The sequence below is a fragment of the Pseudomonas neuropathica genome, assembly GCF_051174785.1.
Classification (GTDB): Bacteria; Pseudomonadota; Gammaproteobacteria; order Pseudomonadales; family Pseudomonadaceae; genus Aquipseudomonas; species Aquipseudomonas neuropathica_A.
This window is the reverse complement of record NZ_CP195111.1, coordinates 880,246-905,376: the sequence shown is the minus strand read 5'-3', so window position 1 is coordinate 905,376 and position 25,131 is coordinate 880,246. Positions and strand designations below refer to the sequence as shown.

Below are 25,131 nucleotides of genomic sequence, written 5' to 3'. Positions count from 1 at the left end.
ATCACAGGTTTTGTGAGCACCGAAAATCACTGTGGGAGCGAGCTTGCTCGCGAAAGCGGTCTGTCAGTCAACATCTCAATGACTGACAGATTGCATTCGCGAGCAAGCTCGCTCCCACATGGGATTTTGCGTGTGGCTCAGGATTTGCGGGATTCTTCTTCCAGTTGATCCGACTCAAACAACCGCGCCAGTTCCGCCCGGGCTTCCTGGGCGGTTTGCAGGACTTTGGCGGCGTCGTCGTAGATCGCGTGTTGCGCCTCCAGCACTTGTTCGTCGTGGTGCTTGAAGCGCTTGATCCGCGCATCGGCCTGGGCCTGGGTCAAACCAAGTCCCACCAAGGTGCGCCGGCTCATTTCCAGACTCGAGTAATACGTCTCACGAATCGCCTCCGCGCCAACATCCACCAAGCGGTGCACATGCTGACGGTTGCGTGCCCGGGCGATGATTTTCATATGCGGGTAAAGCTTGCGCACCACCTCGGCGGTCTTGATGTTGGTCTCCGGATCATCCGTGGCAATCACGAAATATTCCGCCTCGCCGACCTTGGCCGCATTGAGGATTTCCGGGCGCATCGGGTCGCCGTAGAACACCGGCACACCGCCGAAACTGCGCGACAGTTCGATGGTTTCCACCGAGGTGTCCAGCGCGACGAATTTGATGTTCTGCGCACGCAGGATCCGCGCGACGATCTGGCCCATCCGGCCCATGCCAGCGATCACTACACGGGGTGTGTCAGTGTCGATCTCACGGTATTTTTCCGGCACTTCCACCGGCTGCACTTTCGGGCTGACCAACCGCGCGCAGAGCAACAGCAACAACGGCGTCACCGCCATCGACAGAGTGATGGTCAGCACCAGCAGGTCATACAAGCGCGGTTCGAACAGGCCCTGATCACGACCGATCTTGAACACCACAAAGGCGAATTCACCACCGGCCGCCAAGACGATACCGAGACGAATCGCACTGACCTTGTTCAAGCCACCGGCCAGACGCCCGACGACAAACAGCAACGGCAATTTCAGACCGATCAACAGCAGCGTCAACCCCAGCACGGTGATCGGCGCACTCAGCAGCAAGCTGAGGTTGGCGCCCATGCCGACGCTGATGAAAAACAACCCGAGCAGCAGCCCTTTGAATGGCTCGATCTGCGCTTCCAGTTCATGGCGATATTCCGAATCCGCCAACAGCAGGCCGGCGAGAAACGCCCCCAGCGCCATCGACACCCCGACCAGATCCATCAACCACGCCGTGCCGATCACCACCAGCAACGCCGTGGCCGTCGACACTTCCGGCAAACCGGTTTTCGCCACCACGCGGAACACCGGACGCAGCAGATAACGCCCGCCGATCACCACCACGGCAATGCCGCCGAGTACCTGCAGGCTGTGCCGAATATCGTCGGCGGTACTGGTGTGGTGATCGACACCGGCGAGCATCGGCACCAGCGCAATCAACGGAATTGCAGCGATGTCCTGAAACAGCAGAATCGCAAATGCCAGCCGCCCGTGAGGGCTGGTCAGTTCCTTGCGCTCGGCGAGACTTTGCAGGCCGAACGCCGTCGAGGAAAGCGCCAGGCCGAGGCCGAGCACAATCGCGCTGTTCAGCGGTTGGCCAAACACCGACAAGGCCAGCACGCCAATCACCGAAGCCGTCAGCAGCACCTGCGCCAGACCGACGCCGAACACCGATTTGCGCATCACCCACAAACGTCGTGGCGACAGCTCAAGACCAATGATGAACAGCAGCAACACCACGCCCAGTTCGGAAATATGCGCGACGCTTTGCGGATTGCCGATCAGGCCCAAAACCGATGGGCCGATGATCACCCCGGCAAACAGATAACCGAGCACGGCGCCCAGTTGCAGACGTTTGGCCAAAGGCACGGTGAGCACGGCCGCGAACAGAAAGACGACGGCGGCTTGCAACAGATTGCCTTCATGGGGCATGGGGGGTTACTCCTGACAACGGTACGGCGGGGGGACAAGGATAAGGGCTACAGCGACTTTTCATCCACCGAAGATCCCCTGTGGGAGCGAGCCTGCTCGCGAATGCGGAGTGTCAGCCAGCATAGTTGTCACTGACAGAACGCATTCGCGAGCAGGCTCGCTCCCACAGGGATTTTGGTTTTAACGTGTAATAATTTGCATCAATTGGTTACATTTATAGCCTAAGCAAATCAATCTCCCGAGTCCCGCCATGGCCATCAACTTCGACCTCAACGACCTGCAAGCCTTTCGCGCGGTGGTCGAGCAGGGCAGTTTCCGCAAGGCCGCCGACACCGTGCGCCTGTCGCAACCGGCGTTGAGCCGGCGTATCGAAAAGCTCGAAGACGCCCTCGGTGTCAAACTCTTCGAACGCACCACACGCAAGGTCAGCCTGACCCAGGCCGGACGCGGTTTCATGCCCAGTGTCGAGCGTTTGCTCGATGATCTCGACGTTGCGTTATTGGGCATCAGCGAGGTCGCATCGACCCGTCTGGGCCATGTCACCGTCGCCTGCGTGCCTTCGGCGGCGTACTACTTCATGCCCAGAGTGGTGGCGCGGTATCACCAGCAATTTCCGCGGATCAAAGTCAAAGTGCTCGACTCCAGCGCGCACGATGTCTTGAGTGCGGTGGTCAACGGCGAGGCGGATTTCGGTTTGAGTTTTCTCGGCACGCAGGATGCCAAAGTCGAGTTCGAACCGCTTGTGCAGGAGTGCTACGTCGTGGCTTGTCGTCGCGATCATCCGCTGGCCGGGCGCAGCAGCGTGACGTGGGATGAGTTTTATCAGCAGGATTACATCTCGCTCGACAAGACCTCCGGCAACCGCTTTCTGCTCGATCAGGCGTTGAGCAGCGTGGCGCCGCAGCGTCCGAGCATCTGCGAAACCCGGCATGTGACGACGATGATCGGTCTGGTGGAAGCGGGGTTGGGCGTGGCGGCGGTGCCGCTGATGGCGATGCCCGGGCCGGATCATCCGATCCTGACGCGGGTGCCGCTGACCGACCCGCAAGTGATGCGCAGTGTCGGCATCATCAAGCGCCGGGGTCGCACGTTGACCCCGGCGGCATTGGAACTGGAGCGGCTGGTGGTGGAAATGAAGGTCCAGCCGCCTACGATCAGCGCTTGACCGAATCCAGTCCGGTGGCCTGCACATCAGCTTGCGCGGCCGGCGCGGCGAGGTAGGCGAGCAGGGCTTTGGCCTCTTCTGGATGCTGCGCGCCGACTGGAATCCCGGCAGCAAAACGCGTCACCGACTGCACCGATTCCGGAATCTTCGCGACGAAACTCACCCCTGGCACTGGCAGCAATTCGCTGACCTGCTGGAAGCCCAATTGATAGTCGCCGGTAGCAACCACCGAGCCGACCGGGACTTTCGGGATCATTTTGGCCTTCGGTTTCAGCTGATCTTCGATGCCCAGTTTCTTGAACAACTGCTGCTCGATGTACACGCCGCTAGCGCTGTCGGAGTAGGCCACCGATTGTGCGTCGAGCAGGGTTTTCTTCAAGGCGTCGACGCTGCTGATGTCCGGTTTCGGCGCGCCTTCACGCACCACCAGGCCGATCCGCGAGTCAGCCAGTTCCACGCGTGAGGCCGGGTCGACCTTGCCTTGTTTGATCAAGTCGTCGAGGGCGTAGCCGACCATGATCACCACGTCGGCATGCTCACCGCGCGCGAGGCGATTGGGGATCGCCTCGGGTGCTTTGCCCATCGACGGGCCGAGGCTGGTGGTCAATGTGTTGCCGCTGGTGGCGGCGAATTTCGGCCCGAGAATCTTGTAGGCGGCAGTGAAGCCGCCGGAGGTCATCACGCTCAATTCTTCGGCCTGCGCCGCGAGGTTGAACGCGAGACCGGCGAGCAGGGCGGTGACAGTAAACAGTTTTTTCATGGCAAGTTTTCCTCAGGCCGCGACAGGTTGCAGACGACCACCGGCACGGCGGTACAGATAAAGAGTGGCGCACAAGGCACACAGTGCACCGATGCTCATCCAGTAACCCGGCGCGGCTTTGTCGCCGGTGTACTGGATCAGGAAGGTCGACATCGCCGGGGTGAAACCACCGAAAATCGCCGTGGCCAGGCTGTAGGCGAGGGAGAAACCGGCAACGCGCACTTCCACCGGCATGATCTCGGTCAGCGCTGGAATCATTGCGCCGTTGTACAAGCCGTAGATAAACGACAGCCACAACAGCGACAGCAACATGTGGCTGAAGCTCGGCGCCTGCACCAGGTACGACAGCGCCGGATAAGTCGTGGCCAGGGCCAGCAGCGACATGGCGATCAGCACCGGGCGACGGCCGATACGGTCGGACAACAGGCCACCAATCGGCAGCCAGAAGAAGTTCGACACACCGACCAGCAGCGTCACCAACAGCGCGTCGGACGTGCTCAGGTGCAGCACGGTTTTACCGAAGGTCGGCGCATACACGGTGATCAGGTAAAACGCGGTGGTGGTCAACGCGACCATCAACATCCCGCCGAGTACCACGCCCCAGTTCTGGCCGAGGGTGCGGAACACTTCGCCCATGCTCGGGCGGTGTTTGCGTGCAGCGAACTCTTCGGTTTCCGCCAGGTTACGGCGCAGGAAAAAGATGAACGGCACGATCATGCAGCCGACGAAAAACGGAATCCGCCAGCCCCAATCGGCCACCACATCCGGCGCCATCCACGCGTTCAGCGCATAGCCCAAAGCCGCGGCGACAATGATCGCCACTTGCTGACTGGCCGACTGCCAAGCGGTGAAGAAACCTTTGCGACCCGGCGTGGCGATCTCGGCGAGATACACCGACACACCGCCCAACTCCGCACCGGCCGAGAAGCCCTGCAGCAAGCGCCCGATCAACACCAGTGCCGGCGCAAACAGGCCAATGCTTTCGTAACCGGGCACCAGCACAATCAAGATCGTGCCGCTGGCCATGATCGACAGCGTGACGATCAAACCTTTGCGCCGACCGACATCATCGATGTACGCACCGAGCACAATGGCGCCCAGTGGACGCATCAAGAAGCCTGCGCCGAACACTGCAAAGGTCATCATCAGGGAGGCGAATTCACTGCTCGCCGGAAAGAACACCGCCGCGATCTGTGTGGCATAGAAGCCGAACAGAAAGAAGTCGAACTGTTCGAGGAAGTTGCCCGAGGTCACCCGGAAAATGGCACCGGCCCGCGAGCCGTTATGTGGGATTGAGGCTGTCATAGAAAAGTACTCCACCGCTTTTATGACGTGCGCGACGGGAGGGCGGCGCACGGTTTTTATTGAGGTGGATGGTGGCGCAGATGTAACAATCTGTTAATTGCATTGTTGGCATGGATTGATGTGCAAAGTGGATCAATGGTTTTTTGGTACAAATCCATTGCTGCGGTAACGGCTGCTTATGGTTTCTCCCTCACCCCAGCCCTCTCCCGAGGGAGAGGGAGAGGGAGAGGGAGAGGGAGCCGATTTCGGTTGGTTTTGAAACTTGCATTCGACTCGGTATCGCACGTCGGCGCATTTTGCCAAACACCTCGGTCAGTCCCCTCTCCCTCAGGGAGAGGGTTAGGGTGAGGGGGGCTCTTGATTTTGCTTTTGTCTCCAGGACACCAAAATTCCAATGACCTCTAGCGCCCACCCCCGGAAAAAAAGGAATGATTCCCGCCCCACGCAGTCGGAGTTGAGGTACTACCCAATTCAGGAGGTTCACCGATGAACAGCAAAACCCTAATCGCCAGCCTGGCCCTCGTCGCCGGCTTTGCCGGGATCAGCCCACTTGTTCAAGCGGCGCAAACCTCAAATGAACAGGCCGTGCAATCGCCGACCAGCGACCGGGAGTTGAAGGTCAACGACCGTGCGCCCGAGATGTATCAGCGCAAGGAGAAGGCCCTGCAAAACTGGAAAGCCAAGGGCCTGAAAGCACCGATCGAGCAGGCCCAATGGGTGCAGATCAACGACAAGTACGTGATGGTGATGATTACCAACGGGACAATTGTCGAGATGCAACCGGTCGAGCGTTAACCCCGGTCATGATTGGCCACGGATGGCCGATTGCATTTCGGCCAAACGGAAGGCTTTGGCCCACGCAAATTGTCAGGTGCCGGTGCAGAAGACTCGCCTGCATGAATCACAGCAACTCCCCCTTGTCCCACAAATGCACCAGATCCCCCGGCGCCCGATCCTCCGGCACTTTCAACACCATTTCCCCGGACTGATAGCGCACTTCAATCTGATAGAAGCGTTGATCCCCACGTCCGGATTCGCTGCTGTCCAATGGCAGACAGCCCTCCAGCACCGAACAGATCCTCGAACGCTGACTGATGTTGCATTGCGCAAATTCGATTTCACGTGGGCGGCTCAGGCTGTGAGTCGCTGCAACGCCACCCTGGCGAGATACGCGCAAAACGGAATCGTCATCCAGCTCGGGTAGCGTTTTCATACAGCCTCCTCGAATTATTCGATGCCGACCTGCGCCCAGGCTTGCAGCACTGCGTCGGCTGCTTCGGCGCCAAAGCGCTGGCCCGCGTGGTCGATGGTCAATTTTGCGAACGCGTCAAACGTTGCGTCCTGGCTCAAGCGGTCATCGCAAAGCGTGTCGTACCAGATTCGTCCGGCCTTTTCCCAGGCGAAGCCGCCAAACGCTCGGGCTGCCAGATAAAACGCACGGTTGGGAATGCCCGAATTGATGTGCACGCCGCCATTGTCTTCGCTGGTGATGACAAACTTGCGCATGTGCTCCGGTTGCGGATCCTTGCCCAGCAGCGGGTCGTCATACGCCGTACCGGGGTGTGACATCGAGCGCAGGCCCTTGCCCTGGATCTTCGGCATCAGCAGGTCGGCACCGATCAACCAGTCTGCCTGCCCGGCTGTCTGGCCAAGCATGTATTGCTTGGTCAAGACGCCGAACACATCCGAGAGCGACTCGTTCAACGCGCCGGACTGGTTGGCATAAATCAGCCCGGCCTCGCTTTCGGTAACACCGTGGGCCAGTTCATGGCCGATGACGTCGAGCGAGCGGGTGAAGCGCTGGAAGATTTCGCCATCGCCGTCGCCAAACACCATTTGCGCGCCATTCCAGAAAGCGTTTTCGTAACCTTGGCCGTAATGCACGCTGCCGATCAGGGCAAAGCCCTGATTGTCGATCGAGTCGCGACCGAACACTTTCCAGAAGAAATCATAGCTGGCCCCCAGCGCCTCGTAAGCCTCGTCGACCGCCGCATCACCACTCGGCGGCTGGCCTTCGAGGCGCACGAGCTTGCCCGGCAAGAGCATTTTGTTCTGCGCATCATGCACGCTGCGTTCGGCCAGACCGGGCTTGCTCTTCTCGGGCAGGATCGCCCGTGCCGGTGGTTGTGCGGGTGCGCCTGGATTGGGCAACAGGCTGCGTACATGATTGAGCGTGAGCATCGCTGCCGAACGTTGCGGCGCTGAACCGTGAGCGATGATGCGGTTGAGGATGTAGGGTGGAATAAAACTGCGCAGCAATTGTGAGTCGGTCATCAGAGCTTCCCTGGCTTAATACGATGTCGATAAACATGTGAGCAGCGACGCGAGTTTCGGTTCCATGGATTGCCATTGGCACCGGATTCTGCGAAAAACGCCCTCCGCGCCCGACCAGGCCAACCACAAAGAGTCCACGAACATGACAAATGAACTGCAGGTAATCGATCTTCAGGTCGGCGAAGGCAAAGCCGCCGTCAAAGGCGCACTGATCACCACCCAATACACCGGCTGGCTGGAAGACGGCAGCGAGTTCGATTCTTCCTACAGCCGTGGCAAACCTTTTCAGTGCGTGATTGGCACCGGGCGGGTGATCAAGGGTTGGGATCAGGGCTTGATGGGCATGCAGGTGGGGGGCAAGCGCAAATTGCTGGTGCCGGCGCATCTGGGATATGGCGAGCGGACGATGGGCAAGATCCCGCCGAATTCGAATCTGGTGTTTGAGATTGAGTTGTTGGAAGTGTTGACGCGGGAGGATTGAAACCGGGTCTTTTTTACGCTTGGGAATAAATGCGATGGATGTGTGGCAGGTGGTTTCACAAGTTGCCGATTGGCTGGTTGAGAGGCATGCGACTCGTAGGGGATCGACCTACAACTATATGTTGTTCGTTTCCGCTGCCGCTGCAGTTGGCAGCTGGGTAGTCGCGAAAGAACTGCTCGCCAAACGCAAGGCTCTCAAAGCAAACGTGTCTGAAGCTCTGCAAAATGAAACGTTACGTGCGATGTCCTTTGCCCAGGAGGATGGGCGGCCAGTCAAACGCACTGCGACGTTGGTCCGGCAGGAAGAAACCTTTTTCGTCACGGTCATTCGTCATGACGATGAAGAACGCGTGGAGTCATCCAGTGAAGCGTTGCACTCGCTGGACGATGTCGACGTTTACTTGCGTGACCGCACACCCTTTATCCTCGCGGATTTTCGAGCGTCGTGACTCACGCGTCCGACGCAGAAAGAACGCTTTCGCGAGCAGGCTCACTCCCACATTGGGACGGCGGTGTACTCGAATGCCGCGAGTAACCGCGAACAACTGTGGGAGCGAGCCTGCTCGCGAAGAACGATCACGCGGTCAATCAGGCTGCGTGGGCCATTTCGGCCAGTGTGTCGGCCACGGTTTTTTGCAGTGAGGGGAACCGGCGTGTCACGCGGCGCAGTGCGGGTAGGACGGCGTCGATTTCCAGTTCATCGAGTTGGGGAAGGGCGGTGACGGCGGAGGCGACGATGGTTTCGCGTTCGCTTTCGAAGAGCACCAGGCAGGCGTTCTGTGCCCAGCGTCCGTCCCGCTCGTTGAAACCCATGGCCACCAGTGCCGCGACGACTTGTGCATCTGTTTTGTGGGTCATGATTATTGCCTCAGGGCGGGGTCGATTTTGTCGAGGGCGCGGTTGACTGCGAGTTCGCCGAGCATGACCACTTGCTGGATGCCGAGCACGGTGTTGCGGTAGGGCGAGTCGAGCAGGGCGGCGAAGTCGCTGAGCATGATGCTGGCCGAGGCCATGGATTCGCAGGCGTGGGCCATGAGGTCTTCGGCGCCGGTGTTCGGGTCGACGAGGAACATGGTGCTGGGTCTGCGTGGTGGTGAAGGCGGTGTGGGTTTCAGGTAGTGATCGAGGGCGCGTTCGGCGGCTTCGTGGAGTTTTCTGGAGCCCGGTGCGGAGTAGGGGGACGTTGGATTTGGATCGATTTCCGCGTCTGTTTCGGGCGGATTCGGCGTAATTTTGAACATGGTGTAGTTTTCCAAAGTGATGCTGACACCACCTCGCGACTAAACGAAAAGGTGGCAGCTATACGCAGGTTAGTCGACCGGAAACTCCACCAAAACCGGCGCACCCGAAGGCGCCCTGCGCACAGCTACCATTGAGTGAGGTATCGAAATACCTACTGTCTGGAACGTTGTGCAGTTTAAGTAGATTACCGAGCGACTAAACCCGATCACTGAACATTCAGTGACGCGAACCAAGTTACCGGCAGCCCCCAAGCCGCACAAGCCGGCGGATTCTGGCGTAGTTGTAGGCAAAGGCGCAAGGCGCTGTAGCCTTGTGGCTGATGTCTAAATGATGCTGCGTTTTACCCGGCGCTTTCGCGAGCAAGCTCGCTCCCACAGGGGAAACGCATTCCAAACTGTGGGAGCGAGCTTGCTCGCGAAGGCGCCTTCAAAATCACCTCAGGATTCAACCCTCACGCCGCGCCCAAACCGCTCCCGATAAACCGACGGCGGCACTCCCACCACCCCGCGAAACGCCACACGAAAACTCTCCACCGACCGATAACCGCAACGCTCGGCGATCTGCTCGGTATTGTCCGGCGTGCTCTCCAGCAACTCCCGCGCCCGCGCCAACCGTTCGTGCTGCAACCACGCCTTGGGCGACTGCCCACTGGCCTCGGTAAAACGCCGCAGAAACGTACGCTCACTCATCGCCGCTTCACTGGCCAGATCACGCACTTCCAGCGGTTCATGCAAACGCTCGCGCGCCCACTGCATCACCCGTGACAGATCATTGCGCGGCGTCGGGCTGACCGGGGTCGGAATGAACTGCGCCTGACCGCCAGTGCGTTGCGGCGACATCACCAGTCGCCGCGCCACCGAGTTGGCGACTTGCGTGCCGAAGTCCCGCGCCACCAGATGCAGGCAGGCATCGATCCCGGCGGCGCTGCCGGCCGAGGTGATCAACTGACCGGAGTCGACATAAAGCACATCAGCATCGACGGCAATGGCCGGGAAGCGCTGCGCCAGTTCCGCCGTGTAACGCCAATGCGTGGTGGCGCCGTGGCCGTCGAGCAGGCCGGTGGCCGCCAGCACAAATACTCCGGAGCAGATCGACAGCAATCGCGCACCTCGGGCATGGGCCTGGCACAGCGCGTCGATCAATGCTGGAGGCACCGCCGCGTTGCGGTCGCGCCAGCCGGGAATGATGATGGTGCGCGCTTCGGCCAACAATTCCAGACCGCCATCGGCGAGCACCTGAATCCCGCCCAAGGCGCGCATCGGGCCTTGATCGACCGCCGCGATGGCGTGGGTGTACCACGGGAAATCGAACTCCGGCCGGGTCAGGCCGAAGATCTCCACGGCGATGCCGAATTCGAATGTGCAGAGGCCGTCGTAGGCCAGAATCGCAACCAGACCTGGTGATGTCGGCATTTGGCGGAAAATTCCCGGTGAGTGTCTTGTGCGCCACTGTAGCCGCAAGCGGCCGCTCGATAAAGTCTGCTCACACCCGTTCAGACAAAGGAGTAACACCCATGACCAGCCTGGTTCGCGACATCCCTGCCGCTCCGTCGGCGATCGCCCTGATGCACTTCAGCAATCGTCTGACCTTTGAAACCGATTGTTCCGACGTCTTCAGTAGCCAGGAGGCCGGCGAGATTGATTTTGTCCTGGTCGACGTGCGCGGGCCGCTGGCTTTTGAGCGCGGGCATGTGCCGGGCGCGATCAATATTCCGAACCGGTTGCTGACAGCGGCGGAGCTGGCGAGCTACCCGAAAACCACGCTGTTTGTGGTTTATTGCGCCGGCCCGCACTGCAACGGCGCGAACAAGGCAGCGGTGAAACTGGCGGCGCTGGGTTACCCGGTCAAGGAGATGATCGGCGGTGTTACCGGATGGCTGGATGAAGGTTTTCAACTGAGCGTTGAGCAAGCCGCCAAAACCGCAATCGGCTGCGAATGCTGATCCCCTTGTAGGAGCTGCCGCAGGCTCGGGCCGCGTTCGGACGATCTTTTGATCTTGATGTTTAAAAAGCCAGATCAAAAGATCGCAGCCTGCGGCAGCTCCTACAGGGAATTCAGCGTTTTTTGCTCTGAAAACAGTCTTGTCCTACAGCCTTTGCACCACGACGGCGCACCCGTTGACCCCGGTCAATCGGTGCGCCGATCTTTCATAAGTATTTGTCGCTTAAACACAATTTACCCTGTGCGCGCCGCCATAGACTGCCGGCCACTTCGGTTTTTGCAGCCAATTGGCCATGACCGAACGCTGAATCGAAAGCTGCCAATAAAAGCCTCCGCACACAGGAGTTATAAATGAAGAAGCTAGTGATGTTCGGTGCCCTGGCACTGTCGATGTTGTCCCTGACCGCCGTGGCCGAAGACGCCAAGCCGATCCGCATCGGTATCGAAGCCGGTTACCCACCATTCTCGATGAAAACCCCTGACGGCAAACTCACCGGTTTTGACGTCGATATCGGCGATGCGCTGTGCGCGCAAATGAAAGTCAAATGCACCTGGGTCGAGCAGGAATTCGATGGCCTGATCCCGGCGCTGAAAGTGAAAAAGATCGACGCCATTCTCTCGTCGATGACCATCACCGATGATCGCAAGAAGAACGTCGATTTCACCATCAAGTACTACCACACCCCGGCGCGCTTCGTGATGAAGGCAGGCTCCGGTGTCAAAGACCCGCTGACCGAGCTCAAAGGCAAGAAAGTCGGCGTGCTGCGTGCCAGTACCCACGACCGTTACGCCACCGAAGTGCTGGTGCCGGCTGGGATCGACCTGGTGCGTTACGGCTCGCAACAGGAAGCCAACCTCGACATGGTTTCCGGGCGTATCGACGCGATGCTAGCCGACTCGGTTAACCTGAGCGACGGTTTCCTGAAAACCGACGCCGGTAAAGGTTTTGAATTCGTTGGCCCGACCTACGAAGACGCCAAGTACTTCGGCGGCGGCGCCGGCATTGCGGTGCGCAAGGGCGATACCGCGCTGGCCGAGCAATTCAACAAAGCCATCACCGAAATTCGCGCCAATGGCGAGTACAAGAAAGTCCAGGACAAGTACTTCGACTTTGATGTGTACGGCCATTAATACGCTGTAGAAAAAAGTGGCCCCGTTTGCGCGGTGGCCACTTTTTTTGCGCTCTGATAAAACCACAGAACCTTGTGGGAGCGAGCCTGCTCGCGAAAGCGGTTTAACATTCAACATCTTTGTTGTCTGACACCCCGCCTTCGCGAGCAGGCTCGCTCCCACAGGGGATCAGTGTGATCCGGAAATTGAGGAGTTTTCCCATGCAACGCATCGACCATGTTCTGCCCTGGAGCCACTTGGGCAGCGAGCGCTCCCTCAGCGTGTTCCGCTACGGCGCGGGCCCCCGCAAGGTCTACATCCAGGCCAGCCTGCACGCCGATGAACTGCCGGGCATGCGCACCGCGTGGGAACTCAAGCAACGCCTCAATGAGCTGGAACAGCAAGGCCGTTTGCAGGGTGTGATCGAGCTGGTGCCAGTCGCCAACCCGATCGGCCTCGATCAACACGTGCAAGGTGCGCACATGGGCCGCTTCGAATTGGGTAGCGGCAAGAACTTCAACCGCGCCTTCGTCGAACTCAGCGCGCCGGTCGGGGCGTTGATCGGTGAGCGTCTGGGCGCGGATGCCGAGGCCAACGTCGCACTGATCCGTCAAACCATGGGCCAGGTATTTGATGAACTGCCGGCACCGGCGTCGCAACTGGAGGCGTTGCACCGCTTGTTGCTGCGCCATGCCTGCGATGCCGACATTACCCTCGATCTGCATTGTGATTTCGACGCGGCGATTCATTTGTATGCGCTACCGCAGCACTGGCCACAGTGGCAATCACTGGCGGCACGATTGAAGGCCGGCGTGGCGCTGCTTTGTGAAGATTCCGGCGGCAGTTCGTTCGATGAATCCTGCTCGACGCCGTGGCTGCGTCTGGCGCGGGCGTTCCCGAATGCCGCGATTCCGGCGGCAAACCTGGCGACCACGCTGGAGCTGGGAAGCATGGGCGACACCCGGGTCGATCAGGCGCAGGCCAATTGTGAGGCGATCCTCGGTTTTCTCGCCGAGCAGGGTTTTATCGGCGGTGAGTGGCCGGCGGCGCCGGGTGAGTGCTGTGAAGGTCTGCCGTTCGAGGGCACCGAATATCTGTTCGCACCGCACCATGGTGTGGTCAGCTTCCTGCGCAATGCCGGCGAGTGGGTGGAGAAGGGGGATGCGCTGTTTGAGGTGGTGGATCCGTTGCAGGATCGCGTGACCACTGTTCGTGCCGGCACCAGTGGTGTGCTGTTTGCGCTGGATCGCGGGCGCTATACCGAGCCGGGGATCTGGCAGGCGAAAGTGGCGGGGCGGGTGCCATTTCGTACAGGGAAATTGACCAACGACTGACGGATCTTCGTTGGATTCACTGGCCCTTTCGCGAGCAAGCTCGCTCCCACATGGGAATGCATTTCCAATGTGGGAGCGAGCTTGCTCGCGAAGGGGCCATCAGCAGCACCCAACATGTTGATCCTCGCCGCAGGATGTTAGGCTCCCCCCCGAACCCGACACTCCGTGAAGGATGGCTCTATGTTGAAGGTCTTTGCTCTTTTGACCCTGCTGGCGTCCAGCGCCGTGCAGGCGCAAACCACGCTGCAGTCCGATCTGCCGCTCAAGTACATCGAGCAGGTGCACGCCGACGCCGAGGCGCGTCCGCTGGTGATTTTCCTGCACGGCTACGGCAGTAACGAAGCCGATCTGATCGGCATGAAGTTTCAGCTCCCGAAGCAATACAACTACCTGTCGGTGCAGGCGCCGCTGTCTTTGGGGGAAGGGCGTTTCCAGTGGTTTCGCAAGAAGGGCGAAGGCGCCTACAACGGCGAGACCGATGATCTGAAGGTCAGTGGCCAGAAACTTCGCGACTTTATCGCGCAAGCGGCGCAGAAATATCACACCACCCCGGACAAGGTGTACCTGATCGGTTTCAGTCAGGGCGCGATGATGACCTACGAGGTAGGGCTGCGGCCGCCAGTGGCGGTCGGTGGGATTGCGGCATTGAGCGGGCGCTTATTGCCAGTGTTGAAGGCTGAACTCAAAAGCGAACAGCAGCCGTTGCCGCTGAACATCTTCATCGGCCACGGCACCGCCGATGATCCGGTGCCGTATAAAAACGGCACCGAGGCCAACGCGCAACTACAGAAACTCGGCTACAAACCGCAGTTTCACGCCTATCCCGGCGTCGGCCACAGTATCAGTGCGGCCGAGCTGCGCGACTTGAACGGCTGGTTGCAGCAGCTCAATCCTTGAGGATGGTTTTCACCAGCGCATCGTGACCTTTCTTGTCGCTGGCGCGGGAGATCACCTGCACCAGCGCCATCTTCGTGCCGGAACCGGCCATCAGCGTGGTGTTGAGGGTCTGGCCGCCGCCCTGGGTCGCGGTGCTGTCGACCTGACGCAAGCCAAGGCCGGTGCCTTTCTGGGTCAGGCTCTTCTCGCTGAGTTTGTTGAAGTCCGGCAGGGCCTTGCGTTGGTCTTCGATGAAGCTTGAGACGGTGCCGTCGAGGAACTGGCCGTCGTTGTCCTTGACGTGCTGGCCTTCGGGAATTTTGTTTTCAGCGGTAATGACGACGGTCTTCGTCGCTTCATTGGTGTACATCGTGCCCTTCGTCCCGCTCGGGCTCGGCGGCAGCGGGTCGGCGACGAAACCTTTAGGCAACACAAAGGTGAACTTGCCATCGAGCATCGAGACTTTCTCGGTGCTGGCTTTTCCCTTGGCGGCTTGCGCGTGGAGGGCGCCGAAACCGGCGAGGGCCGCCACCAGCAGGACGACGGCTTTTTTGCTCAACAATGACATGTGAATCTCCGGTGGATGGTCGCGCGAGGCGGGCGATCATCCCACGGAGGGGGCCAGGCGTTCCAGCGCGAATCATCCGAGCGGTTATTGCGTCTGCGCTTTCGCCAATGGGCGCGCCAACAGCCGCTTGGTTACCCCGAGCATCGCCACCGACACCGCAACACCCACGACGAATCCACTCAGCCCCATGGTCGGTAAGGTCAGCGCCGAGACCAGACAGAACGCCGAAAACGAATACATGCCGGTCGCCGTCGCCCTTAACAGTGCGGCGGTAAACGCCGGGCCGCGGGTCTGCTGCGAGAACACCGCCATTACACTGCCGAGCACCGGGAACACCGCAAGCAAACCGCTCCAGCGCTCGCCGACGGTGCTGGCGAGCATCGTTACCACCAGGGTCAACGCGGCGCCGGCGATCATTCGCCAGATCAGTTTGTCCGACTTCGGCGCCGGGCCGCTGAGTACCGGTTGCACCGTGGGAAACAGGTACGGCGATGCCAATAGCGCAATCGCCGCCGCCGCCACCGAAAACGGCAGCGACGGCGGAATCAGCGACAACACTCCAGCGATGACGGCCCACACCGACAGTGATGCCGCCAACGCCAACGGCCAGTTTGCCCGTTGCGCCACCTGCGCGTAGGTGATGCAGAACGCAATCATCGCGAACATCGCTGATAACGCGGCCACCGCCGACTGCGCGGCAAACGCCGGACCTTGCTCGATGGCGAGGAAAAACAGAATCGGCCCGACCACCACCGGCAATCCCGACAGCCACCCGGCCACGCTCGGCCCCCAGCGTTTGCCCGCCAGGGAAATGAGCAGCAGAAAACCGGGAATCAGCAGCAGTTTGAGGATCAGCACGCAAGAGTCTCCATCCGTTGAAGGTGCGCCACGTTAGCATTGTCGTTCGGCGATTGCTGCCTATGTGCGCAGTTTTTGTATACAAAGTGCCGGCGACGATACCCGGCTATGCTTTGACCATCAGGGCTTGCCGGAGTCGATGCCGCGATGAACAAAACACCGAAGGTGTTGCGGGGATGCTGCGGCATCGGCTTGTGGGCACTGCTGCTGACGCCGACCTGGGCCAATTGGCAAGACGCCGTGCCCGGCGCGCAGATCATTGGCAGCGGCGATTACAGCGTGTGGGGTTTCGATGTTTACAACGCGCGCTTGTGGAGCGCCGCGCGGCCCTTGGCCGACGGCCAGCCGTTTGCGCTGGAGCTGATTTATCGCCGCAACATTTCCCGCGATGATCTGGTCAAGGCCAGCGTCGATGAAATCAAACGCCTGGGCGGTGCCCGCGTCAGCCCGGCGCAATTGGCCGGGTGGCAGATACAGATGCAGCAATCGTTCGTTGATGTGCAGGCCGGTACGCGGATTACTGGTGTTTATCTGCCGGGGCAGGGCGCGCGCTTTTTTGTCGGTCAGCAGTTGCAGCATGAGATCGATGACCCGCTGTTTGCCCAGGCGTTTTTTGCTATCTGGCTTGATCCGCGCACGCGCAGTCCTGAGTTGCGCGAGCAGTTGTTAGGAATGAATCGATAGATTTTTTTGCGCTTCAAGGCTCAGGCGGAAACCTCTAAGCTGCGTCTTTCCGACTTGTTTCTGGATGTGTGCGTGAAATTCAGTTTGCCCAAAATCGCCACCGCGCCGTTTTGCCCGCCGGAAGTGGCCGGCAGTGTTGCGGTGGATCCCAACGCCTCGTTCTTCAAACGCGTGCTGCGTTTCGCCGGTCCCGGTTTGCTGGTCTCGATCGGTTACATGGATCCCGGTAACTGGGCCACGGCCATCGAGGCCGGTTCACGCTTTGGCTACAGCCTGTTGTTTGTGGTGTTGCTGGCAAGTCTGGCCGGCATGGTCGTGCAATGCCTGTGTTCGCGATTGGGCATTGCCACCGGGCGCGATCTGGCACAACTTTCCCGCGAGCGCTACAGCACACCGACCGCGCGCCTGCAGTGGCTGTTGGCGGAAATCTCGATCATCGCCACCGACCTCGCCGAAGTACTCGGCTGCGCGCTGGCGTTCCACTTGCTGCTCGGCTGCTCGCTGACCTTCGGCATCGCCCTGACCGCGTTCGACACCTTGCTGGTGCTGGCCCTGCAAAATCGCGGTTTCCGCCGGCTGGAAGCGATCATGCTGGTATTGGTCGCGACCATCGGTGTGTGTTTCTTCGTTGAACTGCTGCTGATCAAACCCTACTGGCCTGACGTCGCCCAAGGTTTCAAACCGTCGCTGGCGGCAATTGGTGAAGCGGCGCCGTTGTACCTGGCGATCGGTATTCTCGGCGCGACGGTGATGCCGCATAACCTCTATCTGCACACCTCGATCGTGCAGACGCGGATGATCGGCAAGGACCTGGCGAGCAAGCAGGACGCGGTGAAACTGGCGCGCATCGACACCATCGGTTCGCTGGCGCTGGCGTTGCTGGTCAACGCGGCGATCCTGATTCTCGCGGCGGCAGCGTTCCACCAGTCCGGGCACACCGATGTGGTGGACATTCAGGACGCTTACCACTTGCTTGATCCGCTGGTCGGGGGCGCGCTGGCCAGTGTGTTGTTCGGCGTGGCGTTGCTTGCATCGGGGCAGAGTTCGACGTTTACCGGCACCATCGCCGGCCAGGTGATCATGGAGGGTTACCTGAACCTGCGGATCCCGTGCTGGCAGCGACGCTTGATTACTCGCGGGCTGGCGTTGATTCCGGCCTTTATCGGCGTGTGGCTGATGGGCGATAACGCGATTGGCAAATTGCTGGTGCTGAGTCAGGTGGTGTTGAGTCTGCAGTTGCCGTTTGCCTTGTACCCATTGATCCGCATGACCAATGATAAAAAGCTGATGGGGCCGTTTGTGAATCGCTGGCCAACCCGGGTGTTGGCGTGGGGGTTGTTTGTGGTGATCAGTGGCGCTAACAGCTGGCTGATTTTGCAGTGGGCGGTTTGAGCCAGCATTTGTAGTGGCTGGGCTGGCCTCTTCGCGAGCAGGCTCGCTCCCACAATGTTCGAGGTGATCACAACAGCGTGTACACCCCATAACCCTGTGGGAGCGAGCCTGCTCGCGAATACGGCCTGTCAGGCGCCCAAGTCACTGAACACTGGAATGCGCCCATTCAGCGAAGGTTTGTAGTGCCAGTTCAGGCGATTCAGGTCGATCTCATGCCTGAGTATTTCCCGCACCGTCGCTCCGGCAATACTCATCGCCAACGCTTGCCCCGGACACTGATGCCGACCACTGCCAAAACTGAAACTGCGGCGATTGGCGCGCTGCGGCAGAAACTGCTCCGGCTGTTCATTAAGTGCTGGATCACGATTGGCCGAAGCCAGCAGCACCAGAATCACATCGCCCGCCTCGACACGCACACCGGCAATCTCACAGGGCGCGGCGACAAAGCGCCGGGTGTTCTGCACGGGCGGGTCGAAGCGCTGGACTTCGTTGAGCAGCGCTTCGATGGATTCGCCGCGCAACGCCGGCTGACGACGTAACGCCAACAGCGTATTGCCGATCAGTCCGGCACAGGCTTCGAATGTCTGCGAACAGAGGCCGATCAGGTTGGCGATCAGGGTATCTTCATCGCCGGCAAAGCGCTGTTGGATCGCGCTGAGGACGTCGCTGGCGGGTTCGGCGAGCAGCTCGATGAAGTAGCCGCGCAGTTGCTCGGCCGCCGTATCCGCCGCGGCCAATTGCAGGTCATTGCTCAACGGCGACAGGCAGGCGACGAAGTCCGCCGTCAGCTCGCTGACTGCCCGGGCCTGTGCTGGCGTGAATCCCAGCAGCGCCGCGACCACGCACACCGGGCCACGAAACATTGCCTTGTACACACCGTCGGCGTCCGCTGTGATCAGCCGCGCGGCGACCAATGTGTTTACCGCCTCAAGGTCGAGTGAGGTCAACTCAGGCTCAATCGCAGAGCGCGGGCAGCGCTGGCGTTCACCGTCATTCATGCGCATCAATTGGCCGAAGACTTTGCCGGCCATGCCTTTTGCAATCGCTTTGGGCACGGGTTCTTGCGCCGGACGCACCCGACAATCGGCGTGGGCCAGCACCGCACACGCCGCTCGGGCGCTGCTGGCGACCCACAGTTTCAGATCCGGATGAAACGTCAGTCCACCTGCCGCGCGCAGTTCGGCGTAGTAGGGATATGGATCGGCGTGCGTTGCGGCGCTGATCGGGTTCATGGTTTGCATCCTTGTCGGCGGGGAAAGTGTTGCTACTATCTCCACTGCGCAACGACGATGATTCGTCCGGGAGCGAACCATGCACGCAGAACATCAAGACATCGGCGTTTCCCAAGTGGCCGCCGCCATCGCCGAGCCGGCGCGAACGAAAATGCTCTGCTCGCTGATGGACGGCCATGCCCGCACCAGCACGGAGCTGGCGACCATCGCCGAAGTCAGCGCCTCGACCGCCAGTGTGCACCTGGCGAAACTCAAGGACCTGGCCCTGGTGCGTCTGCATGTGCAGGGCCGCCATCGTTATTACAGCCTCGCCGATCAGCGCGTGGCGCAGGCGCTGGAAGCGTTGATGGTGATTGGCCAGAACGCCGCGCCGACGTTCAAAGCGCATACTCCGGATCGCCTGCAATTCGCCCGAACCTGTTACGACCACATGGCCGGGACGCTGGCGGTGTTGCTGCATGACCGCTTGATCGAGGGCGGTTGGTTGGTGGCAACCGACGAGCAGGCGTATCGCTTGAGTGAAAGCGGGGAGGCGTTGTTTCTCGGGCTGGGCATCGACGTGCAGGATTTGACCACCCTGCGCCGCAAGTTTGCCTGTCCGTGCCTGGACTGGAGCATGCGCCGGCCGCATCTCGGGGGTTCGCTGGGCGCGGCGTTGTTGCAAAAGGCGCTGAAGTGCAAGTGGGTGACACAGGATCTCGACAGTCGGGCGCTGGCGTTGACGGCGGTGGGGCGCAAGGAGATCAGTGCGCGGTTTGGTGTTGAGTGGCCGGTAGACGGGAAGATCAAAAGATCGCAGCCTTCGGCAGCTCCTACAGGAGTCGTGTACACCCGATAAATCGCGACCCTACCCAATCCATGTTGGAGCTGCCGAAGGCTGCGATCTTTTGATTTTCAGCTTCTGACCGACGAGGGGCGCATCTGCCACCTTGTATCACCGCAAACGACTCTATACTGTATATGCAAACAGTACAGAGTCCCGCGCCATGCAAATCATCGACAAGCTGAGCATTCTCGCCGACGCCGCCAAGTACGACGCCTCCTGCGCGAGCAGCGGTGCGCCCAAGCGCAGTTCCGAGGGCAAGAGCGGCTTGGGTTCGACCGATGGCATGGGCATTTGCCACAGCTACACGCCGGACGGGCGCTGCGTGTCGTTGCTGAAGATTCTGCTGACCAACTTCTGTCTTTACGATTGCCAGTATTGCGTCAACCGCCGCTCCAGCGATGTCCCGCGTGCGCGCTTTACGCCTGAAGAGGTCGTCGCGCTGACTATGGATTTCTACCGGCGCAACTGCGTCAGTGGGCTGTTTCTCAGTTCGGGGATCATTCGTTCGGCGGACTACACCATGGAACAACTGGTGCGGGTGGCGAAGCTGCTGCGCGAAGAGCATGAGTTTCGCGGGTACATCCATCTCAAGACCATCCCCGAAGCCGATCCGGCATTGATCGAGGAGGCGGGGCGCTACGCCGATCGCCTGAGCGTCAACATCGAGCTGCCGACCGATGCCAGCCTGCAAGTGTTGGCGCCGGAGAAGGACATCGCGTCGATCAAGCAGGCGATGAATACCATCTACACCGGCGTGCAGACTGTTCTGAACGAACCGCGCTCGGCGAAGTTCGCCCCGGCCGGGCAGAGCACGCAGTTGATTGTCGGCGCCGACGACACCGACGACAGCACCATCCTTCACAGTGCCCAGGCCTTGTACGGCAATTTCCGTCTGCGCCGGGTCTACTATTCGGCCTTTAGCCCGATCCCCGACAGCCCGAAAAGTGTGCCGCTGGCCGCGCCGCCGCTGATGCGCGAACACCGTTTGTATCAGGCTGATTTTCTCCTGCGCAGCTACGGCTACAGCGCTGATGAATTGCTCAAGGGGCCGGGCAATCTGGCGTTGGACATCGATCCGAAACTGGCCTGGGCGTTGCAGAATCGCGAGGTGTTCCCGCTCGATCTAAACCGAGCCGAAGCGTCCCTGATCGCGCGTATTCCCGGGATCGGCTTGCGCACCACCGAACGTCTGGTCGAGCTGCGCCGACAGCGGCGCATTCGCTACGAAGACGTCGCACGCATGCGCTGCGTGCTGGCCAAGGCCAAGCCTTTCATCATTACCAGCGACTACCATCCGCAGCAGGCCGAGGTCACCAGCCATTTGCTCTATCAGCAATTGCGCGACCGGCCGATGCCGCAACAGATGGGGCTGTGGGGATGATCAATCTCGATTGCGATGATCTGTTCGACACCTGGCGCCAGCAGGCACGCTGGCTGCTGAGCCATGAAGTCGATCCGAGTCTGGTGAGCTGGGCTTCGCAAGGCTTGGGTGATTTGTTTGCCAATGATGATCCGGTGCCTGAAGGGCAGGGGCCGTTTATGGCGAGAATCCCGCGCGCGCTGATCGATACCCTGGAACAAGCCTCGCGCTATCGCGGTGATCAACGCTGGAGCCTGTTGTATGAAGTGTTGTGGCGCGTCAGCCACGGCGACCGTACTGCGATGATGGCCGGGGACAAACTCGGCAGCGAACTGCAGCGACGTATCAAACAAGTGAATCGAGAAGCCCATCACCTGCACGCATTTGTACGTTTCATCGAGCGGCCATCATCCAGCGCAGGCCCGCAATATGTGGCTTGGCATGAACCGGCCCATGACATTCTGCACAGCGCCAGTGAGCATTTTATTGGTCGGATGGGCCGCTACCGCTGGTTGATCGCCACGCCGCGCGATGGGGTTTATTACGATGGCGAGCAATTGATCCATCAGCGTCAATGCCCGCTGGAATGGCAGCAGTTGGCGCAGAACGTCGAGGATCCCCATGGTGATCTGTGGCTGACGTATTACAGTCACATCTTTAATCCAGCGCGGTTGAACGAGAAGGTCATGCAGGGGCATTTGCCGACGCGGTTCTGGAAGAATCTGCCGGAGGGGGAGTTGATACCCGGGTTGATTACGCAGGCGCGGATGGGTAAGCAGCAGAATGGGCAGGCGAGCGGGATTGCTGAGCGACTTGGTAAACGGATTGCCTTGAAGAGCGAAAAGCCTACCCTCACCCCAGCCCTCTCCCGGAGGGAGAGGGAGCCGACCGAGGTGTTCTCGCGTACTACATCGACCTGAAAGATCAAGTCGAACTCAGGTTTTGAACGGCACAACGATCGGCTCCCTTTCCCCCTCGCCCCCCCTGTGGGCGGTCCGACGTTTCGGGAGGGCTGGGGTGAGGGGGAAAAGATCTCCAGCCTTACACAAAAAAAACCAACAAACACAATCAAAAAAGCCCCCCACCAATCACTCGGTGGAGGGCTTTTCTACATCAGCAGCCGTCAAATCAAACCTTGACGATCCAGCCCGCTGGCGCTTCGATGTCGCCGGTCTGCACGCCAGTCAGCTCTTTGTAGAGCTTCTGGGTCACAGGACCCACTTCGGTCTCGCTATGGAACACATGCAGATGGTCGTTGTAGCTGATGCCACCGATCGGCGTGATCACCGCTGCAGTACCGCAAGCGCCGGCTTCCTTGAAGTCCGACAGCTTGTCGATCAGCACATCACCTTCAACCACTTCCAGGCCCAGACGGGTCTTGGCCAGTTCGATCAGCGACAGACGGGTGATGCCTGGCAGAACGGACGGCGAGTTCGGGGTGACGAACTTGTTGTCGTGGGTGATCCCGAAGAAGTTGGCCGAACCGACTTCTTCGATCTTGGTGTGGGTCATCGGGTCCAGGTAGATCGCGTCGGCGAAGTTGGCTTTCTTGGCTTTCGAGCCTGGCATCAGGCTGGCCGCGTAGTTGCCACCGACCTTGGCTGCGCCGGTGCCTTGTGGGGCCGCACGGTCGTAGCTGGAGATCTGGAAGTTGTGCGGGGTCAGGCCACCCTTGAAGTAAGCGCCGACCGGAATGCAGAAGATCGAGAAGATGAACTCGGGTGCGGTGCGCACACCGATATTGTCACCCACGCCGATCACGAACGGGCGCAGATACAGCGCGCCGCCAGTGCCGTACGGCGGGATAAAGCGCTCGTTGGCGCGAACCACGGCTTTGCACGCTTCGATGAACTGCTCGGTGTCGACCGTCGGCATCAGCAGACGCGCGCAGCTGCGTTGCATGCGCAGGGCGTTCTGGTCGGGGCGGAACAGGTTGATCGAGCCGTCCTTGCAACGATAGGCCTTCATGCCTTCGAAGCACTGCTGGCCATAGTGAAGGGCAGTCGAGCCTTCGCTGATGTGCAGCACGTTATCTTCGGTCAGGGTGCCTTTGTCCCACTCGCCATCGCGAAAGTACGACAGATAGCGTTTGTCGGTCTTGATGTAGTCAAAACCCAGCTTGTCCCAATTGATGCTCTCGTTACCCATGACACCCTCTATCACTGAACAACCGTCGAAACGGTTCAAGGCTTCTGACGTTTTTTGGATGGGCACAACAATACTTCATTCTTGAGCGGTTTCGCAGCCCGGACGATGGAGGGATGAGCAGATTTATTAGCCTGCTTATGAAAAATCCTCGTTCATCGCTGAAAAGATCGCAGCCTGCGGCAGCTCCTACAGAATAGGCGAACCCCTGTAGGAGCTGCCGAAGGCTCGGGCCGCGATCGGACGATCTTTTGATCTTTACAGGTGCAACGCATGCCCGAGGGCACGCAACGCCGCCTCCTGCACCGCTTCACCCAAGGTCGGATGCGCATGAATGGTGCCGCCGATGTCTTCCAGCCGCGCGCCCATTTCCAGGCTTTGCGCAAACGCTGTCGACAACTCGGACACGCCAACGCCTACTGCTTGCCAGCCAACAATCACATGGTTATCCCGACGAGCGACCACGCGCACAAAGCCGCTTTTCGATTCCAGCGTCATCGCCCGGCCATTGGCGGCGAACGGGAAACTGGAAACGATGCAGTCCAGACCTGTAGCCGTGGCCTCGTCCGGCGTCTTGCCGACCACCACCAGTTCCGGGTCGGTGAAGCACACGGCAGCAATGGCAGTCGGGTTGAATTCACGGGTTTTGCCGCTGATCAACTCGGCAACCATTTCGCCTTGGGCCATGGCGCGGTGGGCCAGCATCGGCTCGCCGCTCAGGTCGCCAATCGCGTAGACGTTGCGCATGCTGGTCTGGCAACGGCTGTCGATCTTGATCGCCGAACCGTTCATGTCCAGATTCAGTGCTTCAAGGTTCCAGCCCTGGGTATTCGGTTTGCGACCGACGGCAACCAGCACCTGATCGGTTTCCAGGTTGAGGGTTTCGCCCTCGGGATCGCGCACCTGCAAGGTGCCGTCGAAACCCAGTACGCTGTGTTTCAAATACAAATTAACGCCCAGTTGCTTCAACGCGTCATGCACCGGTTGCGTCAGCTCCGCATCATAGGCCGGCAGGATGCGATCCTGCGCCTCGACCACGCTGACCTCGGCACCGAGCTTGCGATAGGCAATGCCCAGTTCCAGACCAATGTAACCACCGCCGACCACCACCAGACGTTTCGGCACGGATTTCGGCGCCAGCGCTTCGGTGGAGGAGATGATCGGCCCGCCAATCGGCAGGATCGGCAGATTGACGCTGGTCGAACCGGTGGCCAGCACCAGATGCTCGCACTGGATGCGCGTGTCGCCGACATCCACGGTTTTACCGTCGATGACTTTGGCCCAGCCATTGATGACCTGAACCTTGTTCTTCTTCAACAGTGCAGCGACGCCAGTGGTCAGGCGATCAACGATGCCGTCCTTCCACTCGACGCTTTTAGTGATGTCGAGGCTCGGTGCAGACACGGTGATGCCCAGCGCCGAATGCTGACTGTGATGTTGGGTCTGGTGAAACTGCTCAGCCACGTGAATCAGCGCTTTCGACGGGATGCAGCCGATGTTCAGACAGGTGCCGCCAAGTGATTGGCCTTCGACCAGAATGGTCGAAATGCCCAGTTGCCCGGCGCGGATCGCCGTGACATAACCGCCGGGGCCGCCGCCGATAATCAGAAGCGTAGTGTTCAGAGATTGCATG

26 protein-coding genes are annotated in these 25,131 nt (G+C 60.0%); 13 read left to right on the top strand and 13 right to left on the bottom strand.

What is annotated here, in order from left to right:
• Positions 1–137: 137 nt before the first annotated feature.
• The gene (locus tag ACRRSD_RS04130; protein WP_435037225.1) at positions 138–1,946 is read right to left on the bottom strand and encodes a monovalent cation:proton antiporter-2 (CPA2) family protein; all 1,809 of its coding nucleotides are present in this window, start codon (positions 1,944–1,946) and stop codon (positions 138–140) included.
• Between the two features lie 250 nt (positions 1,947–2,196).
• On the opposite strand from ACRRSD_RS04130, the gene ACRRSD_RS04125 reads away from it, so the two are divergent.
• Positions 2,197–3,111, top strand: a complete 915-nt coding sequence (locus ACRRSD_RS04125) for a LysR family transcriptional regulator (protein WP_435037224.1) — start codon at positions 2,197–2,199, stop codon at positions 3,109–3,111.
• On the opposite strand, the gene ACRRSD_RS04120 is transcribed toward ACRRSD_RS04125, so the two are convergent.
• Together ACRRSD_RS04120 and ACRRSD_RS04115 are read right to left on the bottom strand one after the other, a co-directional pair.
• Positions 3,101–3,871, bottom strand: coding sequence for a substrate-binding domain-containing protein (locus ACRRSD_RS04120; RefSeq protein ID WP_175553900.1), 771 nt, complete (start codon positions 3,869–3,871; stop codon positions 3,101–3,103). The two genes, ACRRSD_RS04125 and ACRRSD_RS04120, sit on opposite strands and share 11 nt — an antisense overlap.
• Before the next feature lie 12 nt (positions 3,872–3,883).
• On the bottom strand, positions 3,884–5,176 hold the full coding sequence (locus ACRRSD_RS04115; protein WP_095048013.1) for an MFS transporter: 1,293 nt from the start codon (positions 5,174–5,176) through the stop codon (positions 3,884–3,886).
• A gap of 486 nt (positions 5,177–5,662) precedes the next feature.
• On the opposite strand from ACRRSD_RS04115, the gene ACRRSD_RS04110 reads away from it, so the two are divergent.
• The gene (locus ACRRSD_RS04110; protein ID WP_435037223.1) at positions 5,663–5,971 is read left to right on the top strand and encodes an RcnB family protein; all 309 of its coding nucleotides are present in this window, start codon (positions 5,663–5,665) and stop codon (positions 5,969–5,971) included.
• Between the two features lie 106 nt (positions 5,972–6,077).
• On the opposite strand, the gene ACRRSD_RS04105 is transcribed toward ACRRSD_RS04110, so the two are convergent.
• Together ACRRSD_RS04105 and ACRRSD_RS04100 are read right to left on the bottom strand one after the other, a co-directional pair.
• Entirely contained in the window at positions 6,078–6,389 is a 312-nt protein-coding gene (locus ACRRSD_RS04105) for a protealysin inhibitor emfourin (RefSeq protein WP_435037222.1), read from the bottom strand.
• A gap of 14 nt (positions 6,390–6,403) precedes the next feature.
• A complete protein-coding gene (locus tag ACRRSD_RS04100) occupies positions 6,404–7,450 on the bottom strand; it encodes a M4 family metallopeptidase (protein ID WP_435037221.1) in 1,047 nt (348 codons plus the stop codon).
• A gap of 142 nt (positions 7,451–7,592) precedes the next feature.
• Between ACRRSD_RS04100 and ACRRSD_RS04095 the strand changes: the two genes are divergently transcribed.
• Positions 7,593–7,931: an FKBP-type peptidyl-prolyl cis-trans isomerase gene (locus ACRRSD_RS04095; protein ID WP_435037220.1), complete on the top strand. Its 339-nt coding sequence runs from the start codon at positions 7,593–7,595 to the stop codon at positions 7,929–7,931.
• 34 nt (positions 7,932–7,965) lie between these two features.
• A complete protein-coding gene (locus ACRRSD_RS04090) occupies positions 7,966–8,379 on the top strand; it encodes a hypothetical protein (RefSeq protein WP_435037219.1) in 414 nt (137 codons plus the stop codon).
• Positions 8,380–8,518: 139 nt separating this feature from the next.
• Here the strand turns inward: ACRRSD_RS04090 and ACRRSD_RS04085 are convergent, their stop codons facing one another.
• The 3 genes from ACRRSD_RS04085 to ftrA all read right to left on the bottom strand — a co-directional run bounded on the left by ACRRSD_RS04085 (position 8,519) and on the right by ftrA (position 10,584).
• Complete coding sequence (locus tag ACRRSD_RS04085) at positions 8,519–8,788, bottom strand: hypothetical protein (RefSeq protein ID WP_435037218.1); 270 nt, start codon at positions 8,786–8,788, stop codon at positions 8,519–8,521.
• Positions 8,789–8,790: 2 nt separating this feature from the next.
• Positions 8,791–9,171, bottom strand: coding sequence for a DUF6124 family protein (locus tag ACRRSD_RS04080; RefSeq protein WP_016984247.1), 381 nt, complete (start codon positions 9,169–9,171; stop codon positions 8,791–8,793).
• 438 nt (positions 9,172–9,609) lie between these two features.
• Positions 9,610–10,584, bottom strand: a complete 975-nt coding sequence (ftrA, locus tag ACRRSD_RS04075; RefSeq protein WP_435037217.1) for a transcriptional regulator FtrA — start codon at positions 10,582–10,584, stop codon at positions 9,610–9,612.
• Positions 10,585–10,685: 101 nt separating this feature from the next.
• Here ftrA and ACRRSD_RS04070 point away from each other — a divergent pair, with 101 nt between their 5' ends.
• From ACRRSD_RS04070 to ACRRSD_RS04055, 4 genes are all read left to right on the top strand, one after another.
• Entirely contained in the window at positions 10,686–11,114 is a 429-nt protein-coding gene (locus ACRRSD_RS04070) for a rhodanese-like domain-containing protein (RefSeq protein ID WP_007915056.1), read from the top strand.
• A 350-nt stretch (positions 11,115–11,464) separates the two neighbouring features.
• On the top strand, positions 11,465–12,244 hold the full coding sequence (locus ACRRSD_RS04065; protein WP_414869155.1) for an ABC transporter substrate-binding protein: 780 nt from the start codon (positions 11,465–11,467) through the stop codon (positions 12,242–12,244).
• 200 nt (positions 12,245–12,444) lie between these two features.
• Entirely contained in the window at positions 12,445–13,557 is a 1,113-nt protein-coding gene (locus tag ACRRSD_RS04060; protein ID WP_435037216.1) for a succinylglutamate desuccinylase/aspartoacylase family protein, read from the top strand.
• Between the two features lie 180 nt (positions 13,558–13,737).
• The gene (locus tag ACRRSD_RS04055) at positions 13,738–14,454 is read left to right on the top strand and encodes an alpha/beta hydrolase (protein ID WP_435037215.1); all 717 of its coding nucleotides are present in this window, start codon (positions 13,738–13,740) and stop codon (positions 14,452–14,454) included.
• Here the strand turns inward: ACRRSD_RS04055 and ACRRSD_RS04050 are convergent.
• Together ACRRSD_RS04050 and ACRRSD_RS04045 are read right to left on the bottom strand one after the other, a co-directional pair.
• Positions 14,444–15,001, bottom strand: coding sequence for a hypothetical protein (locus ACRRSD_RS04050; protein WP_435037214.1), 558 nt, complete (start codon positions 14,999–15,001; stop codon positions 14,444–14,446). The two genes, ACRRSD_RS04055 and ACRRSD_RS04050, sit on opposite strands and share 11 nt — an antisense overlap.
• 84 nt (positions 15,002–15,085) lie before the next feature.
• Positions 15,086–15,859: a hypothetical protein gene (locus tag ACRRSD_RS04045; RefSeq protein ID WP_435037213.1), complete on the bottom strand. Its 774-nt coding sequence runs from the start codon at positions 15,857–15,859 to the stop codon at positions 15,086–15,088.
• Positions 15,860–16,006: 147 nt separating this feature from the next.
• Between ACRRSD_RS04045 and ACRRSD_RS04040 the strand changes: the two genes are divergently transcribed.
• Together ACRRSD_RS04040 and ACRRSD_RS04035 are read left to right on the top strand one after the other, a co-directional pair.
• Complete coding sequence (locus tag ACRRSD_RS04040) at positions 16,007–16,543, top strand: chalcone isomerase family protein (RefSeq protein WP_435037212.1); 537 nt, start codon at positions 16,007–16,009, stop codon at positions 16,541–16,543.
• Between the two features lie 72 nt (positions 16,544–16,615).
• Positions 16,616–17,935 (top strand): Nramp family divalent metal transporter, encoded by a 1,320-nt coding sequence (locus ACRRSD_RS04035; RefSeq protein ID WP_435037211.1) that lies wholly within the window; start codon positions 16,616–16,618, stop codon positions 17,933–17,935.
• 128 nt (positions 17,936–18,063) lie between these two features.
• Here the strand turns inward: ACRRSD_RS04035 and ACRRSD_RS04030 are convergent, their stop codons facing one another.
• Positions 18,064–19,167: a cytochrome P450 gene (locus ACRRSD_RS04030; protein WP_435037210.1), complete on the bottom strand. Its 1,104-nt coding sequence runs from the start codon at positions 19,165–19,167 to the stop codon at positions 18,064–18,066.
• A gap of 79 nt (positions 19,168–19,246) precedes the next feature.
• Here ACRRSD_RS04030 and ACRRSD_RS04025 point away from each other — a divergent pair, with 79 nt between their 5' ends.
• From ACRRSD_RS04025 to ACRRSD_RS04015, 3 genes are all read left to right on the top strand, one after another.
• Positions 19,247–20,005 carry an ArsR/SmtB family transcription factor gene (locus ACRRSD_RS04025; RefSeq protein ID WP_435037209.1) on the top strand — a complete coding sequence of 253 codons (759 nt, stop codon included), beginning with the start codon at positions 19,247–19,249 and terminating at the stop codon, positions 20,003–20,005.
• Between the two features lie 148 nt (positions 20,006–20,153).
• Positions 20,154–21,374 carry a putative DNA modification/repair radical SAM protein gene (locus ACRRSD_RS04020; RefSeq protein WP_077573477.1) on the top strand — a complete coding sequence of 407 codons (1,221 nt, stop codon included), beginning with the start codon at positions 20,154–20,156 and terminating at the stop codon, positions 21,372–21,374.
• Positions 21,371–22,273 (top strand): TIGR03915 family putative DNA repair protein, encoded by a 903-nt coding sequence (locus tag ACRRSD_RS04015; protein WP_435037208.1) that lies wholly within the window; start codon positions 21,371–21,373, stop codon positions 22,271–22,273. The genes ACRRSD_RS04020 and ACRRSD_RS04015 overlap by 4 nt, the downstream gene beginning before the upstream one ends.
• Before the next feature lie 208 nt (positions 22,274–22,481).
• Here the strand turns inward: ACRRSD_RS04015 and ACRRSD_RS04010 are convergent, their stop codons facing one another.
• Both ACRRSD_RS04010 and lpdA read right to left on the bottom strand, forming a co-directional pair.
• The gene (locus tag ACRRSD_RS04010) at positions 22,482–23,501 is read right to left on the bottom strand and encodes a branched-chain amino acid aminotransferase (RefSeq protein ID WP_435037207.1); all 1,020 of its coding nucleotides are present in this window, start codon (positions 23,499–23,501) and stop codon (positions 22,482–22,484) included.
• Positions 23,502–23,756: 255 nt separating this feature from the next.
• The gene (lpdA, locus tag ACRRSD_RS04005) at positions 23,757–25,130 is read right to left on the bottom strand and encodes a dihydrolipoyl dehydrogenase (protein WP_435037206.1); all 1,374 of its coding nucleotides are present in this window, start codon (positions 25,128–25,130) and stop codon (positions 23,757–23,759) included.
• Position 25,131 lies beyond the last annotated feature (1 nt).

Bases quoted from the DNA above. Each gene is read 5' to 3' on its own strand.
- ACRRSD_RS04130 (WP_435037225.1), bottom strand. From the start codon at position 1,946: ATGCCCCATGAAGGCAATCTGTTGCAAGCCGCCGTCGTCTTTCTGTTC.
- ACRRSD_RS04125 (WP_435037224.1), top strand. From the start codon at position 2,197: ATGGCCATCAACTTCGACCTCAACGACCTGCAAGCCTTTCGCGCGGTG.
- ACRRSD_RS04120 (WP_175553900.1), bottom strand. From the start codon at position 3,871: ATGAAAAAACTGTTTACTGTCACCGCCCTGCTCGCCGGTCTCGCGTTC.
- ACRRSD_RS04115 (WP_095048013.1), bottom strand. From the start codon at position 5,176: ATGACAGCCTCAATCCCACATAACGGCTCGCGGGCCGGTGCCATTTTC.
- ACRRSD_RS04110 (WP_435037223.1), top strand. From the start codon at position 5,663: ATGAACAGCAAAACCCTAATCGCCAGCCTGGCCCTCGTCGCCGGCTTT.
- ACRRSD_RS04105 (WP_435037222.1), bottom strand. From the start codon at position 6,389: ATGAAAACGCTACCCGAGCTGGATGACGATTCCGTTTTGCGCGTATCT.
- ACRRSD_RS04100 (WP_435037221.1), bottom strand. From the start codon at position 7,450: ATGACCGACTCACAATTGCTGCGCAGTTTTATTCCACCCTACATCCTC.
- ACRRSD_RS04095 (WP_435037220.1), top strand. From the start codon at position 7,593: ATGACAAATGAACTGCAGGTAATCGATCTTCAGGTCGGCGAAGGCAAA.
- ACRRSD_RS04090 (WP_435037219.1), top strand. From the start codon at position 7,966: ATGGATGTGTGGCAGGTGGTTTCACAAGTTGCCGATTGGCTGGTTGAG.
- ACRRSD_RS04085 (WP_435037218.1), bottom strand. From the start codon at position 8,788: ATGACCCACAAAACAGATGCACAAGTCGTCGCGGCACTGGTGGCCATG.
- ACRRSD_RS04080 (WP_016984247.1), bottom strand. From the start codon at position 9,171: ATGTTCAAAATTACGCCGAATCCGCCCGAAACAGACGCGGAAATCGAT.
- ftrA (WP_435037217.1), bottom strand. From the start codon at position 10,584: ATGCCGACATCACCAGGTCTGGTTGCGATTCTGGCCTACGACGGCCTC.
- ACRRSD_RS04070 (WP_007915056.1), top strand. From the start codon at position 10,686: ATGACCAGCCTGGTTCGCGACATCCCTGCCGCTCCGTCGGCGATCGCC.
- ACRRSD_RS04065 (WP_414869155.1), top strand. From the start codon at position 11,465: ATGAAGAAGCTAGTGATGTTCGGTGCCCTGGCACTGTCGATGTTGTCC.
- ACRRSD_RS04060 (WP_435037216.1), top strand. From the start codon at position 12,445: ATGCAACGCATCGACCATGTTCTGCCCTGGAGCCACTTGGGCAGCGAG.
- ACRRSD_RS04055 (WP_435037215.1), top strand. From the start codon at position 13,738: ATGTTGAAGGTCTTTGCTCTTTTGACCCTGCTGGCGTCCAGCGCCGTG.
- ACRRSD_RS04050 (WP_435037214.1), bottom strand. From the start codon at position 15,001: ATGTCATTGTTGAGCAAAAAAGCCGTCGTCCTGCTGGTGGCGGCCCTC.
- ACRRSD_RS04040 (WP_435037212.1), top strand. From the start codon at position 16,007: ATGAACAAAACACCGAAGGTGTTGCGGGGATGCTGCGGCATCGGCTTG.
- ACRRSD_RS04030 (WP_435037210.1), bottom strand. From the start codon at position 19,167: ATGAACCCGATCAGCGCCGCAACGCACGCCGATCCATATCCCTACTAC.
- ACRRSD_RS04025 (WP_435037209.1), top strand. From the start codon at position 19,247: ATGCACGCAGAACATCAAGACATCGGCGTTTCCCAAGTGGCCGCCGCC.
- ACRRSD_RS04020 (WP_077573477.1), top strand. From the start codon at position 20,154: ATGCAAATCATCGACAAGCTGAGCATTCTCGCCGACGCCGCCAAGTAC.
- ACRRSD_RS04015 (WP_435037208.1), top strand. From the start codon at position 21,371: ATGATCAATCTCGATTGCGATGATCTGTTCGACACCTGGCGCCAGCAG.
- ACRRSD_RS04010 (WP_435037207.1), bottom strand. From the start codon at position 23,501: ATGGGTAACGAGAGCATCAATTGGGACAAGCTGGGTTTTGACTACATC.
- lpdA (WP_435037206.1), bottom strand. From the start codon at position 25,130: ATGCAATCTCTGAACACTACGCTTCTGATTATCGGCGGCGGCCCCGGC.